Origin of the sequence: Pedobacter kyungheensis (assembly GCF_000812965.1) — a bacterium.
Lineage (GTDB): Bacteria > Bacteroidota > Bacteroidia > Sphingobacteriales > Sphingobacteriaceae > Pedobacter > Pedobacter kyungheensis.
On the sequence record NZ_JSYN01000002.1, the window covers coordinates 164466 to 181360 of the forward strand.

General features: G+C 39.0%; 19 protein-coding genes. 11 read left to right on the forward strand and 8 right to left on the reverse strand.

The features are described 5' to 3' along the window. Window positions 1-39: 39 nt before the first annotated feature. A complete protein-coding gene (locus OC25_RS01575) occupies window positions 40-1188 on the reverse strand; it encodes a galactokinase (protein WP_039471038.1) in 1149 nt (382 codons plus the stop codon). A 76-nt stretch (window positions 1189-1264) separates the two neighbouring features. On the opposite strand from OC25_RS01575, the gene OC25_RS01580 reads away from it, so the two are divergent. Further along, window positions 1265-2314: an aldose epimerase family protein gene (locus OC25_RS01580; protein WP_039471040.1), complete on the forward strand. Its 1050-nt coding sequence runs from the start codon at window positions 1265-1267 to the stop codon at window positions 2312-2314. A 3-nt stretch (window positions 2315-2317) separates the two neighbouring features. Further along, entirely contained in the window at window positions 2318-2713 is a 396-nt protein-coding gene (locus tag OC25_RS01585; RefSeq protein WP_039471042.1) for a DUF1398 domain-containing protein, read from the forward strand. A 67-nt stretch (window positions 2714-2780) separates the two neighbouring features. On the opposite strand, the gene OC25_RS01590 is transcribed toward OC25_RS01585, so the two are convergent. From OC25_RS01590 to ribD, 4 genes are all read right to left on the reverse strand, one after another. Then, window positions 2781-3641: a nucleoside phosphorylase gene (locus tag OC25_RS01590; protein WP_039471045.1), complete on the reverse strand. Its 861-nt coding sequence runs from the start codon at window positions 3639-3641 to the stop codon at window positions 2781-2783. 164 nt (window positions 3642-3805) lie between these two features. Then, a complete protein-coding gene (locus OC25_RS01600) occupies window positions 3806-4420 on the reverse strand; it encodes an IMPACT family protein (RefSeq protein ID WP_039471049.1) in 615 nt (204 codons plus the stop codon). Next, window positions 4407-5273: a DMT family transporter gene (locus OC25_RS01605; RefSeq protein ID WP_039471050.1), complete on the reverse strand. Its 867-nt coding sequence runs from the start codon at window positions 5271-5273 to the stop codon at window positions 4407-4409. Before OC25_RS01605 ends, OC25_RS01600 begins: the two co-directional genes overlap by 14 nt. Next, window positions 5270-6325, reverse strand: a complete 1056-nt coding sequence (gene ribD / locus OC25_RS01610) for a bifunctional diaminohydroxyphosphoribosylaminopyrimidine deaminase/5-amino-6-(5-phosphoribosylamino)uracil reductase RibD (RefSeq protein WP_039471051.1) — start codon at window positions 6323-6325, stop codon at window positions 5270-5272. The genes OC25_RS01605 and ribD overlap by 4 nt, the downstream gene beginning before the upstream one ends. A 148-nt stretch (window positions 6326-6473) precedes the next feature. Between ribD and prmC the strand changes: the two genes are divergently transcribed. Continuing rightward, window positions 6474-7331: a peptide chain release factor N(5)-glutamine methyltransferase gene (gene prmC, locus OC25_RS01615; protein ID WP_039471052.1), complete on the forward strand. Its 858-nt coding sequence runs from the start codon at window positions 6474-6476 to the stop codon at window positions 7329-7331. On the opposite strand, the gene xerD is transcribed toward prmC, so the two are convergent. Beyond that, window positions 7328-8227, reverse strand: coding sequence for a site-specific tyrosine recombinase XerD (gene xerD / locus OC25_RS01620; protein WP_039471053.1), 900 nt, complete (start codon window positions 8225-8227; stop codon window positions 7328-7330). The genes prmC and xerD overlap by 4 nt on opposite strands. 61 nt (window positions 8228-8288) lie before the next feature. On the opposite strand from xerD, the gene aroQ reads away from it, so the two are divergent. Continuing rightward, window positions 8289-8705: a type II 3-dehydroquinate dehydratase gene (gene aroQ / locus OC25_RS01625; RefSeq protein WP_039471601.1), complete on the forward strand. Its 417-nt coding sequence runs from the start codon at window positions 8289-8291 to the stop codon at window positions 8703-8705. Window positions 8706-8716: 11 nt separating this feature from the next. Further along, entirely contained in the window at window positions 8717-9433 is a 717-nt protein-coding gene (locus OC25_RS01630; RefSeq protein ID WP_039471054.1) for a TlpA family protein disulfide reductase, read from the forward strand. 189 nt (window positions 9434-9622) lie between these two features. Here the strand turns inward: OC25_RS01630 and OC25_RS01635 are convergent, their stop codons facing one another. After that, window positions 9623-10636 (reverse strand): glycosyltransferase family 2 protein, encoded by a 1014-nt coding sequence (locus OC25_RS01635; protein ID WP_039471055.1) that lies wholly within the window; start codon window positions 10634-10636, stop codon window positions 9623-9625. Window positions 10637-10903: 267 nt separating this feature from the next. On the opposite strand from OC25_RS01635, the gene OC25_RS01640 reads away from it, so the two are divergent. The 6 genes from OC25_RS01640 to bioB all read left to right on the forward strand — a co-directional run bounded on the left by OC25_RS01640 (window position 10904) and on the right by bioB (window position 15708). Beyond that, complete coding sequence (locus OC25_RS01640; RefSeq protein WP_039471056.1) at window positions 10904-11515, forward strand: WbqC family protein; 612 nt, start codon at window positions 10904-10906, stop codon at window positions 11513-11515. A 2-nt stretch (window positions 11516-11517) separates the two neighbouring features. Then, window positions 11518-12639 (forward strand): magnesium/cobalt transporter CorA, encoded by a 1122-nt coding sequence (gene corA, locus OC25_RS01645; protein ID WP_039471057.1) that lies wholly within the window; start codon window positions 11518-11520, stop codon window positions 12637-12639. A 61-nt stretch (window positions 12640-12700) separates the two neighbouring features. Then, complete coding sequence (locus OC25_RS01650; RefSeq protein WP_039471058.1) at window positions 12701-12952, forward strand: type II toxin-antitoxin system ParD family antitoxin; 252 nt, start codon at window positions 12701-12703, stop codon at window positions 12950-12952. Then, window positions 12945-13247, forward strand: a complete 303-nt coding sequence (locus OC25_RS01655; protein WP_039471059.1) for a type II toxin-antitoxin system RelE/ParE family toxin — start codon at window positions 12945-12947, stop codon at window positions 13245-13247. The genes OC25_RS01650 and OC25_RS01655 overlap by 8 nt, the downstream gene beginning before the upstream one ends. Window positions 13248-13335: 88 nt before the next feature. Then, window positions 13336-14685 (forward strand): magnesium transporter, encoded by a 1350-nt coding sequence (gene mgtE / locus OC25_RS01660; protein WP_039471060.1) that lies wholly within the window; start codon window positions 13336-13338, stop codon window positions 14683-14685. 21 nt (window positions 14686-14706) lie between these two features. Beyond that, window positions 14707-15708, forward strand: a complete 1002-nt coding sequence (gene bioB / locus OC25_RS01665) for a biotin synthase BioB (RefSeq protein WP_039471061.1) — start codon at window positions 14707-14709, stop codon at window positions 15706-15708. Between the two features lie 495 nt (window positions 15709-16203). Here bioB and OC25_RS01670 read toward each other — a convergent pair whose 3' ends face one another. Beyond that, window positions 16204-16614, reverse strand: a complete 411-nt coding sequence (locus OC25_RS01670) for an organic hydroperoxide resistance protein (RefSeq protein ID WP_039471062.1) — start codon at window positions 16612-16614, stop codon at window positions 16204-16206. Window positions 16615-16895: the final 281 nt, after the last annotated feature.

A 16895-nucleotide genomic window follows, 5' to 3' on the forward strand; every position in this document is an offset into this window, starting at 1 on the left:
TTATGAATTGCACCGATGACGGGAACTCAAAATCTATGTTTATAATTTAGTTGGTCCGCTGCCAATTTCGCTGATATAAATGGCCGCCGGGTAACCAACCTGGTCTACATAATAATCGGTTAAATGTTTCGCAAAATCTTCTTCAAAACCTTTCTCCAGCAAGGCAATGGCACAGCCACCGAAACCGGCACCGGTCATGCGGGCACCAATTACGTGCGGATAGCCAGTACAAAAATCTACTACTGCATCAAGCTCTTTTCCGCTTACTTCGTACAGGGTTCTTAGTGATTGGTGTGACGCGTACATCAGGCGGCCAAATTCTTCGAGATTGCCGCCATTTAATGCTTTTGCAGCTAAATGCACCCGGTCGTTTTCTTTAACCACGTGCGTAGCACGGTTTAAAACTACCTCATCTTTAATCAGGTGACTGTGTAAGGCCAGTTTTTCTGCAGTGAGCTCACAAAGGTTGTGCAGCGTAATTTCGGTATTTAAAAGTCTTAAAGCTTCCTGGCACTCGGCTACGCGCTCATTATATTTCGAGTCGGCAAGCTCACGTGGTTTATTGGTGTTGATGATGGCCAGTACATAATTGCCCAGGTTAACATCAACCAGCTTATATTTTAAGGTTTCGCAATCTAAAACTATGGCTTTATCTTTTTCGCCAAAAGCTACGGCAAACTGGTCCATAATGCCCGAATTCAAACCAATGAAATCATTTTCAACTCTTTTAGCCATTTTTACCAGTTCGAGTTGCTGGTAACCCAGATTAAAGAAGTTATTGAGTGCGTAAGCCGTGGCAATTTCTATAGATGCTGAAGAGGAGAGACCTGAGCCAATTGGAATGTTACCATAAAAGAGGAAGTCGAGCCCGCTAATTTCTTTACCATCCTGAATCATTTCGTTAAGGATACCAATTGGATAATTTGCCCATACGCCGCCATTTTTAGCATTAGGCTGGTTGTCAACTTCTGTTTCAATATCGAAGTTCAGGCTTTTAAACCTGAATTTATTATCGTTATTTCTGGCAATGGCTACCCAGGTGCCTAAGGTAATGGCGCAAGGCATAACCAGGCCACCATTGTAATCGATATGCTCGCCAATCAGATTAACCCGGCCAGGCGTAAAATAAAGTGCATCGGCTTTTTTATGGTAATGCCCGGCAAATTTTTCCTCAAGATTAATGTTCATTTGACTAAAAATATTTATAAAAAGCGAGTAATAATAGTATGTTTGTTTACAAAACAAAAGCCCTAAGTTACAATTTATGAGCGTTCAGCAAATACCAACCGGAAAAATTATTGATGGCGAAGAAGTTATCGCAATCGAACTAACCAATAGTAAAGGCACTTACGTTAAAATATTTAATTACGGTGCAATCATCAGCAAGTTTGTAGTTAAAAATGCAAATGGCGAAATGCAGGATATTGTATTGGGTTTCGATGATATTGAAGGATACCTTGACCCGGCCTACCTGGCTAATTACCCTTATTTTGGAGCAGTAGTTGGCCGTTATGCTAACCGCATTAAAAACGGCCGTTTTACCATTGATGGGGAAACGTACCAATTGGCTCAAAATGCAGGTACCGATACGCTACATGGAGGTATTACCGGCTTCGATAAAAAAGTTTGGGATGTGATTGATATTGTAGACGGACCACAATCGGCTGTTACTTTGCAATACGAAAGTCCGGGTGGTGAAGAAAACTTTCCGGGAAACCTGATTGTAGATTTAACCTTCGAACTGACCGAAAATGATGAACTGATTCTGAGTTTCGAAGCAGAGACCGATCAGGCTACAGCCATTAACTTAACTCACCATGGTTACTTTAATTTAGCACCAAAGGGCGGAAATATTAAAAACCATAAATTACAAATCTTCTCATCTAACTATCTGGAGCAGGATGATAATTATTCGGTAACCGGTAAATTGATTCCTGTTAAAGATACTGCACATGATTTTACGCAGTTAAAAGAAATTGGCCGCGACTGGAACGAAGACGAAGGCTATGATCAGACTTTTGTGCTCGATAAAATTTATGGTGACTTATCGCTGGCTTCGAAAACAATTGAGGATGAAAGTGGTTTAACTTTAAATGTATATACTACCGAGCCAGTAGCGCATTTATATACAGCTAAATATTTAGATGTGAAAAATGGCAAAGAGGGTCGTGATTACGAAAGTTACAGTGCTTTTTGCGTAGAAACGCAGCACCATCCAAACGGAATTAATATTCCGGAATTTCCAAGTACAGTGTTAAGGCCAGAGGATTTATATACACAAACAACAGTTTACAAGGTTTCATTAAACAGATAAAATATGTTTACCATTTCAGACATCCAGACAGCAGCTGCAAAGATTAAAACCGGCGCAGATTTTCCTCAGTTTATTAAAGAAATTAAGGCTATGGGGGTTAAACGGAATGATGTATATGTAAACAATGGCTTATCTATTTATTTTGACGATGAAGATAATGCACAGCAGGAGAGTCCGGAGGATTATCCTGCTTTAATTATTAACGAAGCATCTTCTGCTGGAAAACTGGAGCATGCTTTGAAAATACATCAGCAAGGCGAAACTGATTTTATTACTTTCTGTAAGCAGGCTGCCGATGCAGGTGTAGAAAAATGGATTATTGATACAGAAGAAATGACCTGTACCTACTTAGATAGCGCCGGGAATGAACTGGTTAAAGAAGAAATACCTGAAGTGTAAGTGTCTATATGAGTGGGTTGGTATTATGTATGAACATCCATCCACTCAATCTTTCAAAATACATTAATTAAATCCGCTCTAATACCATCTTAATCGCATCTTCAACTACTTTATCGGGGTTGCTGCTGAATTCGAATTTTACCCTGCTGGCTAAAATGGCATTTACCGAAAGTGCTTTGTGGCCTAAAACCTTTGCTAAAGCATAAATTCCGGCAGTTTCCATTTCTAAATTGGTAATACGGTGCTGGTTGCTGTTAAAGCTGTTAATTAAACTGATGAAATCGGGTATTGAATTTTTGGCGCGTACCATTCTGCCTTGCGGGGCATAAAATCCGGGTGCAGTGATGGTGATGCCATGGTGCATATCTTTGCCTATCGTATTGAGTAAAACATCATTGGCGGCTGTTAAATAAGGATTTATATTTTTCAGATGACCAAAATGTGCTTTCAGGTCGTCCATTAAGCTGCGTTCATCGCCGGTAAGTTCATGGTAGTAGTAATTCATGAGTGCATCCATGCCCAGGCCATAAGATGAAGCCAGGATTGTACCCACAGGGATATCGGGCTGAACTGTTCCCGAAGTGCCGACGCGAATAATATTTAATGAAGTGAGGTGCTTTTTAACCTCGCGGCTTTCGAAATCAATATTTACGAGTGCATCGAGTTCGTTAAAAACAATATCAATATTATCGGTACCAATACCTGTTGAAAGTACCGTAACGCGTTTTTTGCCCACATAGCCTGTATGCGTTATAAATTCGCGCTTACCTTTTTTTAACTCAATTTTATCGAAATATTTACTTACTTCGCCAACCCGGTCAGGGTCGCCAACAGTAATTACGTGGTCGGCAACATCACCTGGCAATAAATTTAAGTGGTAAATACTGCCATCCGGATTGATAATTAAGTCGCTTTCAGCTATTTTCATGGTATCATCGGTTAGTTTAAACTATACAATTCAGCAAAAAATTGTTGATTTGAACAAATTCCTATTTCAGCGGATACAGATTCACAGATTGGATCTAATCTGTGAATCTGTGGCTTATAATAAATTTCAATCCTATGGATTTTCAATTCATAATGATTTAATGGCTAAACAGTTTGCAGGTATTTTAATTTAACACCTGCTATTTTATCAAATTTACCTAAAATCTGGTTTAACTGGTTTTTCCTGATTTCGAATTTCAATACGCATTGCGTGTCGAATTGTTGTGCCAAAACATCAATATGCTCTTCTTTCACCAGTTTCATTACATCGTTCATTTGAAGATAATCAAAATTAGCTTCATAAACATCATTTACGGTTTTGTTTATGATTTTTGATGCTTTAAGTGCTTCAATACTAGCAGTTTTATATGCGTTAATTAAACCCGGAACACCCAATAATGTTCCGCCGAAATAGCGCACTACAACCATTAAAATATTGGTTACATCTTCTGAAAGCAGGTAGTTAAGTATAGGTCTGCCAGCAGTACCTGATGGTTCACCATCATCATTTATGCGGAATACTGAGCGATCGGGCGTGAGCCGGTAAGCATAGCAAAAGTGCCTGGCCTTGGCATGCTCAGCTCTTAATGCAGTGATAATGGGTTTTACTTCCTCTTCCGAACGGATAGGATAAGCATAGGCAATAAATTTACTGCCTTTATCCCGAAATATGCCTTCTGAAGCACTTTCGATTGTTTTATAAGTATCATCGAACAGCATTTTGTGATAGTGTTATGCAAACAACCGCGGCAATAGCCATGATTATTCCGATGTAATTTACCTTTGTTAATTTTTCTTTAAATACCAGAACGCCGATCAAGGTGCCAACAATAATAACCCCCAGGTTCATTGCTGCGAATACAGTAGAAGGGGTTTGCGCCAGTGCCTGATGTGCTTTCAGGTAAAAGAGGATGTTGCCGAAATTAAAGAAGCCTAAAATCAGTCCGCAGGCCAGGTTAACCAGTTGCAGCTTTATTTTTCCTGAAATCGTCATTACAGTAACAATGATTAACGAAACCACAAAAGCCATACAGAAAACAGTAAACAGCGAGGTGGTATAAGGTAATGCTTTGTATAAGGCAATTTGCTTAAAGAGTACATCAATTGCTCCGAAACCAATAAATACCATTACCGGGAAGATCAGATTTCCTGTTTTTTGATCAGGATTGCTTTTCCGTAAAAACGTAAGGAAGATGGCTACAAAACCGATGGCGAGGCCAATTATTTTTAAATCGTTAAAATCTTCTTTAAAAATAAAATATGCTGCCAGTATGGGTATAAATAGCGACAAACGCTGAGCAATATCGGTTTTAACAATGCCCAGGCTTTTAACCGAAGCTGCAAGAAACAAGAATATAGTCGGTAAGAGTATAGCCAGTGCCGTGTAGATGGACCATGGAGCCGTACTGTTTAGTAAATTAATATCAGGTTTGAAAAAGAAAAAACAAAGCGTTAAGGCGGCAAAATAGTTTACTGTAACGGCTTGTATGATGCTGATTTGATACCTTTTAGCCAGTTTTAATAATATGGCTACGGTAACACTACAGCAAATGCTTAAAATAATGTAGATCATTTATTTAGGTCGTTTATATAGATAGAAAGTTTATCGTTTCCAACTTGAACCTGCTCTTGCAGATTGCCATTAATTACAGGTGAAGCAATGCCTTCAGTCCAGCTGGTTGAGGAAGTAAAAACACGGGCTTCATCCCAGAGACCGGCATCTAAAAATTGTTTTAAAATTTGTGCACCACCTTCTATAATTACCGACTGTATATCCATTAAATAAAGTTGAAAAGCAATCTTCTGCGGGAGATAGAAATGCATGTCTTCCATTTGAATATAGTGGATATTGCCAACTACATCGGTTTTAACTTCGTTAAAAATAATGGTTTTGGCTTCGTCGTTATAAAGGTGATTGCTTTGCGGAACCTGCAGGTTTTTATCAATAAGCAAACGTATTGGGTTTTTCCCCGGCCATTCTCTTGAGGTTAACCGTGGATTATCGATAATAGCCGTTTGTTTGCCGATCAGGATAGCATCTTCTTCAGTACGCCATTGGTGCGCCAAACGTTTGGCTAAAGCACCGCTAATCCATTTCTGATGGCCATCGTTTGTGGCGAAATAACCATTGGCTGTTTCTGCCCATTTTAAAATAACGTAAGGTCGTTGTTGTTGTATGCGGGTGAAAAATCTGCGGTTGAAATAACGGCATTCAGCATCTAAAACACCACTTACTACTGCTATACCCGCGTTTTTAAGTTTTGCTATTCCTTTGCCATCTACGCCCGAAAAAGGATCGCGGTTACCGATTACAACCTTTTTAAGCTGATGTTTTACCAATAAATCGGCACAAGGCGGAGTTTTGCCAAAGTGCGCACAAGGTTCTAAATTTACATAAGCAGTGGCTTGTTTCAACAGACTTTCTGCCTGTTCGCCATATTTATCGAACACTGCTTTTACTGCATTGGGTTCGGCATGTGCCTGACCATATTGCTGGTGATAGCCTTCGCCAATAATTTGGTTATTAGCCACAATTACACAACCAACCATCGGGTTTGGACTAACCTGACCACTGCCTAAAGCAGCCAATTCCAGGCAGCGTTTGATGTAAAATTCGTCGCTCATGGTGGCAAAAATAGTAAAAAAATGAGTGATGGAATGCTCAAAACAGAATTGATATCGTCCTAAATAAGTAATTTTGCTGCCATTAAAATTCAGGCGGAGGCAGCAATCTGTTTGTTGATGAACCTGTCTGCTAAAATAAATTTTGTGAATGAAAATCGAAGAATTAGAAGCAATTTATCAGTCGGAACTCGAAACTTTGTATGATGGTGAAGAAGCTAAAGCCTTGTTTAGCCTTGCTGCAGAGCATGTTTTAGCCTTGTCGCCAACCCGTTTGCGGATGGACCGTGATACTGATGTTACTTTTATCCACGAACAGCAATTGTTGAGTATCCTTAACGATTTACAGTTGGGAAAGCCCATACAGTATATTTTAGGTGAGGCGCATTTCTATGGCCTCGTATTTAAGGTTAACGAACATGTGCTCATTCCAAGGCCTGAAACTGAAGAGCTGGTTGATTGGGTTATAGCAGATAACAATTCGCAGTTTGCAGTTAGCGACATTAAAATTTTAGATATTGGAACAGGTTCGGGTTGTATTCCGGTTACGCTTAAAAAGCACCTGCCGCAAGCAAAGGTATCAACTTTAGATGTTTCGGGCGAAGCAATAGCAGTTGCCAGACAAAATGCTATGCAAAATGGTGTGGAAGTAGATTTTATAGAAGCAGATATATTAAGTTTTAAAAGTGAATTAAAATTTGATGTAATTGTTAGTAACCCGCCTTATATCAGGTTGTTAGAGCTGGCAGAAATGCACGAAAATGTTTTGGCAAATGAACCACACCTGGCGCTTTTTGTAAGTGATGAAGACCCGTTGATTTTCTACGAAGCTATAGCCAGTTTTGCGCAAACTAACCTCAATCCAGGTGGAAAGCTGTACTTCGAAATTAACGAATATTTGGGTAAAGAAACAGTTGATATGTTGGATACTAAAGGATTTAAAAATATTGAGTTACGAAAAGATATGCAGGGAAAGAATAGAATGGTACGCTGCGATTTAAGTGCCTAAGATCTGGGGTGAAATTGAGTAATAACTTCTCTTAAATAATCACGGTCAATATGGGTATAAATTTCGGTAGTGGTAATGCTCGAGTGACCCAACATTTCCTGTACAGCACGTAAATCGGCACCACCTTCAATTAAATGCGTGGCAAAAGAATGCCTTAAAGTATGTGGACTAATGGTTTTCTTCAAGCCCGTACCTACAGCCAGGCTTTTGATTAAATTAAATATCGATATCCTTGAAAGCTTTGCACCAAAGCGGTTTAAAAAGATAAAGTCTTCATGGCCTTTTTTAATGTTGGCATGTACACGGACTTCGTTAATGTAGATTTCCATCAGCTTCAATGCTTCACTTCCAATAGGAATTAAACGTTCTTTATTCCCTTTACCAATTACTTTTATAAATTCGATTTGTGGAAAAATATTGGATATTTTTAAATCTGTTAACTCGCTAACCCTAAGTCCGCAACCATATAATACTTCAATTATTGCTTTATTACGCATACCCTCAGGTTTAGAGGCATCGATAGCAGCAATTAGCGCATTGATTTCGTATATATTCAGGGTATCGGGCAGTTTCCGGCTAAGCTTAGGGGCTTCAATTAATGCGGTTGGATCGTTAGTAATTACTTCTTCGAGCATTAAATAAGTGAAAAAAGCCTTTAAGCCCGATATTACCCTGGCCTGTGTACTGGCTTGCATACCGAGCTCGTTTAACCACGAAATGAAAGATTTAATATCCGTTGCATGGATATCGCTAAGCTGTGGCGCTTCATTCAGCGATTGATAGTATTGTGCCAGTTTTTCAATATCGCCCAGATAGGCATCAACAGAATGTACTGCCAAAGATCGCTCGAGCTTTAAATACGACTTAAAACCTTTAATATATGATTGCCAAAGCATGCTTTTATTTGAGATTTTTTATAACATTGCAAGGTTACAACATTTAACGTTACAACAGAACATGAAAATACAAATTATTAACGGCCCCAACTTAAATCTTTTAGGCGTACGCGAACCTTCTATTTACGGCAATACCAGCATCGAAGATTATATTAAAGAACTGAAAACAGCGTATCCGGCTATCGAAATCGATTATTTTCAAAGCAATGTAGAAGGCGAATTGATTAATAAATTGCATGAAATTGGTTTTAGTTATGATGGTATTATCCTAAACGCGGGTGGTTATACGCACACATCTGTTGCCATTGCAGATGCTATTGCTGCCATTAAAACGCCGGTTGTAGAGGTACATATTTCGAATATTTATGCACGCGAAGAATACCGCCATGTATCTTTAACCGGTAAGAACTGCCAGGGCGTATTAACCGGTTTTGGAATGAAAGGTTACCGCCTTGCATTGGAAAGTCTTTTAAACTAATCAAAAATAATATGTTTAAATATCTAATATTAACTGCTCTTCTCTTTACAAGTCTGTTTGCACAGGCTCAGGAAACTACTACCCAAAAGACTATCCTTAACGAACAATCGGTTATACGGGGCGAAGACGGGATGGTTTATCCCTACAATGCCTGGAAAAAGCTGATGCAATCGGGTAAATATGGGATAAAGGATAGAAAAACCTTTACCGACAGAGGCGAAAAGGAATACCTGATTTATGAACTCTCTGCCGACCAGAAAGCAGCTTATATGAATAGAATGCCCAGGCCGCGCGAAAGCGAATCTTTTAAAGAAGGTGAGTTGTTTAATGGCTTTAAGGCCAGCGATATAGATGGCAATAAATATAACCTGAAAGATAGTACCGGAAGGGTTTATGTAATTAATTTCTGGTTTATCAATTGCCCTCCCTGTAAGGCCGAAATTCCGCATTTGAATGAGATTGTGGCGAAATATAAAGACAACAAGGATGTAGTTTTTCTTGCGATAGCTCTGGATGAAAAGTATGAGCTTAAGCCTTTTCTAAAAACAACACCCTTTGATTATCACATTATCAGCGGCGGGCGTTCTATTGCCAGCAAATATGGCGTAAAAGGCTATCCTACGCACGTGGTGATTGATAAAAAGGGCTATATTAAATTCAGCACGCTGGGGCTTGGGGCAAGTACGGTAAACTGGGTGGAAAAATCGATTGAAGAATCTTTAAAATAGTTGATGTTTTTTACTGCATTGATATATGCTTAGCACTATGCTCCATGCTTTTTTATTGGAGCTTTTTTCACCACCGAGGTCACAAAGCTTTACACAGAGTAACAGGGAGTTTTATGATATTTAACATTAACCAGAATAGTAATATACTTAACTCTGTGCGCTTCGTGCCCTGCTCAGTGTGCTCTGTGGTTAAAATAAGCCTGAGAAGTATTTGATTTTCCGGATAAAAAAAGCCCAGACTACACTGTTGTTAAATACACCCTGATGTGTGGCATAAGGTTTTTGAAATGCCCGTCGCTTTTTATTCGTTTTAACAAGCGATTTTAAGAAATGCCAGTGTCCTTTACTTACCGCCATGGTAAATTTGGGCTTTCCGCTCAGTAAGAAGTGCCACCAGGCCACAAAATCAATGCACATCCTGATAAAAATCCTGAAAACAGCGTCGCCTGCAGGCAAGTTTTTTTGCATAATAATCAGGTTATTCCTGAAATTAAGATAAGTTTTAAACGGATTTTCAGTTTGTAAAGTGCCACCACCCACATGGTAAACTTCAGCATCCGGACAATACATCACTTTGTAATTCAGGTTTTTTAGGCGCCAGCACAGATCAATTTCTTCCATGTGTGCAAAAAGGTCGGCATCTAATCCGCCAGCCTCTTTCCAGCATTTACTTTTAATGAAAAAGGCAGCACCGCTTGCCCAGAAAACTTCCCTGGCATCATTGTACTGACCATTATCCTGTTCGTATACATTAAATAACCTGCCTCTGCAAAACGGAAAGGCATAAATATCAAGATAACCACCAGCTGCCCCAGCGTATTCGAACTGGTTTTTGTCGTTGTACCATTTAATTTTTGGCTGTGCAGCAGCAATTGTAGCATCGCTTTCCATTAAATCAATCACTGGTTGAATCCAGTTGGGCGTAACTTCTACATCCGAGTTGAGCAAAATGAAATAATCGGCGTCAACGCGTTCCAATACCTTGTTGTAACCACCAGCAAAGCCATAATTAATTTCGTTATGGATAATTTTAACACTGGGGAATTTTTCCTGCACAAATGAAACAGAATCATCTGTTGAGGCATTATCGCCTACAATAATTTGTAGGTTATCGTACTTGCTCTGTAAAATTCCGGGTAAAAATTGTTCTAAATATGCTTTTCCATTCCAGTTTAAAATTACAACGGCTACTGAAGGACTCATTCTTTTTATTTCGGGGTTAAATTTCCGTTTTATGGCTGTTAGGCCAAATCATCTGTTTGTTTATATCGATAAATTTAAAAATAGGAGCTATTTGCTATACTTTTTTCTGAGGCCATGGCACAATAAAGCAGATAATGTAGTAATCTTGCAGAAAAAAGCAGTGGGGGAACAATTGCTATAGCCGGGTATATAAAAATACACCAGGATGTGAATTTCCTCTTTTAATCATTATTTTTAAACGTTTCAGCTACAAACATAAATTTTCAAATGCAGAATACAGCTATACTTCCATTATTTTATCTCCCGCCAGTTGGTTATTTTAGTTTATTGCAAAAGTTAGGGGGCGATTTTTTAATAGAAAAACACGAACATTTAACCAAGCAAACGTACCGGAACCGGGCCAGCATTTATTCGCCAAATGGAAAGCTCGATCTGACCGTTCCGGTGGTTAAAGGTTCGAAAACGCATACCAAAATGAAAGATGTGCGCATTAGCTACGATTTTAAATGGCAGCGTTTACATTGGCTTAGTTTAGAAGGCTGCTACCGAAGTTCGGCTTATTTTGAATATTATGAAGATGAATTATCGCGCTTTTATCATGAAAAATTTGAGTTTTTGTTTGATTATAACCTCGAATTGGTAGAATGGCTGAATAAAAAACTCAAACTGCCCCTTGTAATGAATACCACCTCAGAATATTGTGATACTGTGCCTTCTGAGCTTGATTTTAGGGGAATGATGAGCCCGAAAAAGGAAGAAGATATTGTAAATAACAAGCCATATTATCAGGTTTTTGAAGACAGGCATCAATTTTTACCCAACTTAAGCATCGTTGATTTGTTATTCAATCAAGGCCCGCAGGCCCGGTTATATTTATAATTATGGGTAAAAACAAACCACGTAACAGGCATAAGCACTACAAAGTGCCAGCACCGGGCACCAGTCCGGGCTTATACGCCATTGATGAAGATGCTTTAAAGCCAATTATCGTGCTGCATACTTATAATGAGAAAAGTTATAAGAAAGTAGAGTTGGATAATATCAATAACATTGATAAGCTGATTGAAAGCAAAGATTTTAATTACTGGTTTGATATTAAGGGATTGGGCGACCCCGCGATATTCGAAACTTTATATTCGAAATACGATATCAGTCGTTTGGTTTTGGAAGATATTACCAGTTCTTACCAGCGCCCGAAATTAGATGAATACGACAACGATAAATATATTTTCTCGGTTAGCCGGCACCTGTATTTAAATGATGAGGGTGTTTTAAATAACGATCAGATCTCATTTATCCTTTCTGAACGGACTTTAATTACTTTTCAGGAAACTTATGCTGATTGTTTTGAGCCTGTACGCAAACGTTTGGAAGTAGGTAAGGGAAATATCAGGATAGGCGGGAGTAGTTATCTCATGTATGCCATTATGGATGTGATTGTAGATAACTATTTTGCACTTTTAAACTTCTGGGGCGAGGAGCTGGATGCGATTGAAGACCGCCTTTTCGATAATCCGGATAAGCGGATCATGTACGATACACAGGGGATTAAACGCTCGCTGATTACCATCAGAAAGGTAGCCTGGCCAGAGCGTGATAAACTGAACGATATTATCAGAACTGATAGTCCATTAATTTCTGACCTGACCAAAACCTATATGAAAGATGCTTACGATCACTGCATCCAGATTATTGATTTTATCGAATCGCTAAAGGAGATTGCTTCTGCCAATATTGATATGAACCTGTCGATTATCAGTAACCGCATGAACGAGATTATGAAAGTGCTGACAATCATCTCCTCTATTTTTATTCCGCTAACCTTTATTGCAGGTATTTACGGCATGAACTTTAGTCGAGAAGATCCGGCTACAGGCAAGGTATTGCCCGATAATATGCCCGAACTATACAGTCCGCACGGTTATACATGGACGTGGATTGTGATGCTGGTAATTGCCTTGCTGCAAGTGATTTATTTTTGGCGCAAGGGTTGGTTTAAATAATTTTTTATTTTTAAAATGTACCAATTTTTGGTAACTTTAATCATATTTTAATATAAAAACTATGGGACGAAATACATCAATGGCTTTAGGAGATCATTTTGAAAATTTTGTTGATGAAAGAATTTCTGAAGGAAGATTTAAGAATGCAAGTGAAGTTATTCGCGCAGGGTTAAGATTATTGGAAGAAGAAGAAAATAAGATTAAAATTTTGAGAGAAGCACTTCAGGTTGGAATTGATAGTGGTGTGGTAAAAGATTTTGATCCGAAAAAACATCTTGAAATGTTAAAAGCCAAAAAGAGAAAAAATGGCTAAGTTCTCACTTAGTCATAAAGCACTTGAAGATTTAAGTGAAATTTGGAATTATACTTATGATGTTTGGTCTGAAAAACAAGCAGACAAATATTATAAACTGCTAATGGGATTCTGCGATCAGATTGTTGAAAGACCAGAGATTGGAAGGAATTACAAGGAAACAAATCAGGATATATTTGGAATCAAAGCTGGTGAACATATCATTTTCTATCGAATAATGGAAAACAGAGAAATTGAAATAGCCAGGATTTTACATGCTAAGATGGATTTAGAAGGTAAAATGTCAGAATTTTAATTATGCTGAATGATTGACTTAATAGTCGATTTTTGCAATATACATTTTTAATAATTGTAGCTTTAGGGCGTTTTAGGTTAGGCAACAAATGCAGTCATTCGAAATAGATAAAAGCGACGTACTGAAGGTTAAAAATGCAATTTTAGCCGGTGATGAGGTTTTGATGGAGGTTTTGGCAGAATACCATGCCTCAGAAATTGCGATTTTATTTGAGCGGTTAGATAAATCAGAACAGCAGCATATCATTAATTTGTTGCCAGCTGAAACAGCATCCGAAATTATTTCGGAAATGGACGAAGAGTCACATCCCGAGGATTTGCTTTTTCAACTGCATCCGGATAAGCGTACTGAAATTGTTGAGGAGCTTGATTACGATGATGCTACCGACATTATTTCGCAGCTCGAAGACCACGAGCAGAAAGAAATTCTCGAAGATCTGGAAGATGACCATGCTTCCGAAATCAGGAACCTGTTAACCTACGACGAGAAAACAGCGGGGGGATTAATGAACACGGAGCTGATCTGTGTAAACATTAACCTTACTAAAAAAGATGCTATCGATGAAATTATCCGCCAGAGCGAAGAAATGGAAGAGTTTTATACCATTTACGTGGTTGATGATGAAGCGATTTTTAAAGGCATCGTATCGCTAAAAGATATCATCAAGGCTAAGCACAATGCCCAGATAACCGAACTGGTAAAGGTTGATGCCGTTTATGTGCACCCCGATACCGATCAGGAAGAGGTGGCTAATTTGATTTCGCAATATAATTTAACCAGTATTCCGGTAATAGATGATCACCAGAAACTACTGGGAAGAGTAACTTTCGATGACGTAATCGATGTAATGGAGGCCGAGAGTACCGAAGATATCCTTAAAATTTCGGGGGTATCGGAAGATGAGGAACTGAGCGGTAACTGGGTTGAGGCGGTAAAATCGCGTTTACCCTGGCTCATCATTAATCTGGGTACCGCTTTTCTAGCCTCTTCGGTAGTGCGGTATTTCGATCCAACCATTAAATTAATCCCTTCACTAGCCGCCTATATGACCATTATTGCCGGAATGGGTGGAAATGCCGCTACGCAAGCACTTGCGGTAACCGTAAGGCGTATTTCGCTTTACGATTTGACCGATAAGCAGGCTTACCGCACTGTTTTAAAAGAGTTCACGGTAGGTTTAATCAATGGTGCTGCTAACGGTTTAATCGTATTTATTTTTGCTTTCTTTTTTGATGGAAATCCAATGTTGGGTCTGGTTATCTTCCTGGCAATGACCGGGAACCTGATTATTGCAGGTATCACCGGGGCCGGTATCCCGTTAATTTTAAAAAGGGTAGGTATCGATCCTGCCATTGCATCATCTATAATTATTACTACTTTTACCGATGTTTTTGGCTTCCTGTTAATTCTAGGTTTAGCCAGCAAACTTTTACTATAGCTTAAACAAATCCTGATCCGAATGCAAACGACAAGACACGATTGGACAAAAGAAGAAATATACGAAATTTACAATAGACCATTTTTAGATCTGGTTTACGAAGCAGCAAGCATACATCGCGCAAATAAAGATTACAATGAGGTTCAGGTAAGCTCATTGATTTCGATTAAAACCGGAGGCTGTAAGGAAGATTGTTCTTACTGCCCGCAGGCCGCCCGTTACCATACCGATGTAGAAGTACAGCCCATGATGCAGGTAAGCCAGGTAGTGAGTGCTGCTGTTAAAGCAAAAGAGGGTGGTGCATCACGTTTATGTATGGGCGCTGCATGGCGCGAAGTGCGCGATAACCGCGATTTTGATCGTGTTATTGATATGGTTAAAGCTGTTAATGATATGGATATGGAAGTGTGCTGTACATTGGGTATGCTTACAGAAGATCAGGCACAGCGTTTAGCTGATGCCGGTTTATATGCTTATAACCACAATCTGGATACCTCTGAAGATGATTACAAACGTATTATATCTACCAGAACTTACGACGACCGTTTAAATACCATTAATAATGTACGTAAAGCTAAATTAACAGTATGTAGTGGTGGAATTATTGGTTTAGGCGAAACCGTTGAAGATCGCGTTTCGATGCTGCAGACCTTATCTAACATGGAAACTCATCCAGAGTCTGTTCCGGTTAATGCTTTGGTACCAGTTAAAGGAACACCTTTAGAAAACCAGCCGCGTGTACCCATTTGGGATATGGTAAGAATGATTGCCACTGCACGTATTGTAATGCCAAATTCAGTAGTACGTTTATCGGCTGGAAGAAATGAAATGAGCACTTTAGAGCAGGCTTTCTGTTTCATGGCGGGTGCAAGCTCTATCTTTGCCGGCGATAAATTGTTAACTACGCCTAACCCGGCTTTTGTTGATGATATGGCCATGTTTGAGTTATTGGGATTAAAAACCCGCGATGCTTTCAAAAATGGTCGTCCGGCGAATACTTTGGTTAAAGAAGAAGCAGTTTAATTTATTTTCATGATGTCAGATGTTACTATCTGGTATGATTTAAATATTCATCAATAGGCTGTTATCATTCGATATAAAAAAAAGGTCTCGATTTTTAATCGGGATCTTTTTTTTGGAAAAAAACATTTAAATGTTCCTTTTAAGGGATTGTCATTGCCAGCTTGACTGACATTTTTAATGCAGTAAATAGGTCATTGAGATATGTTTGACTTTTAAGTTATTTTCTTGAGCACTAAGTGTTTCCAGGTTCCTTTGCTAATGACAACCCCAGTAGTAAGATCGTCATTTCGACTGTAGCCAGCCGGTTTCTCCGGCGGCGAAACGGAGAAATCTATCTATACAGATTTAGCTTCGCTGAGCCTTCGGGTTCTCGACTCCGTTGCACTCCGCTCGAAATGACGATCTCTTAAAGCTGATCCTATCATTCTAACTCCTGTGTTTTTTCTAAAACTGACTTCTCGAAATAACGGTTATTCTATACATTTATCAAAGAACCTACACCGCAGTTACCCTAACTTCTATATTTCCTCGGGTAGCCTTAGAATACGGACATGTTTTGTGCGCTTTTTCGGCCAGTAACTGCGCTTCTTCGTGCGATATTCCGGGAATATGTACATCCAGATCGGCAGAAAGTGCAAATGCGTTTCCATCTTTATTAAACGAAACGAGCACTTTCACATTGGCTTCGCTCACATCTACGCCTTCGCGTTCGGCAATTGAACCTAAGGCTCCTAAATAACACGGCCCCCATGCTGCGGCGAATAATTCTTCGGGGTTGGTTGCCCCACCTTGCCCGCCTAACTCTTTTGGTCTTCTTAAATCAAAGTCTAATATTCCATCAGCCGATTTAATGTGACCGTCTCTTCCTCCTGTAGCTGTTACTTCAGCTGTATACAATTTTTCCATCATTTTCTCTTAGTTGATTTAGAGATAACAATGCCTTTGCAGTCTTTGTTTTTATATGTTGTCTATGTAGTTAGTACTTATTTTTTGGTAAAAAATAATCTTCACCAAATGTTTTTTGCTGATTCATGTAAAAAAATAAATCATTGAAATAAAATTTCATCGCTAAAGTTCGCAGTTAAGCAGGTTTTGAGAATGTTGTATATCTCCTTTTTAATGCGTAAATGCTTTGTATACAGTGGTTTGTTTTGTGTTAGGTGGTTTCTCGTAGAAAGATACTTGCA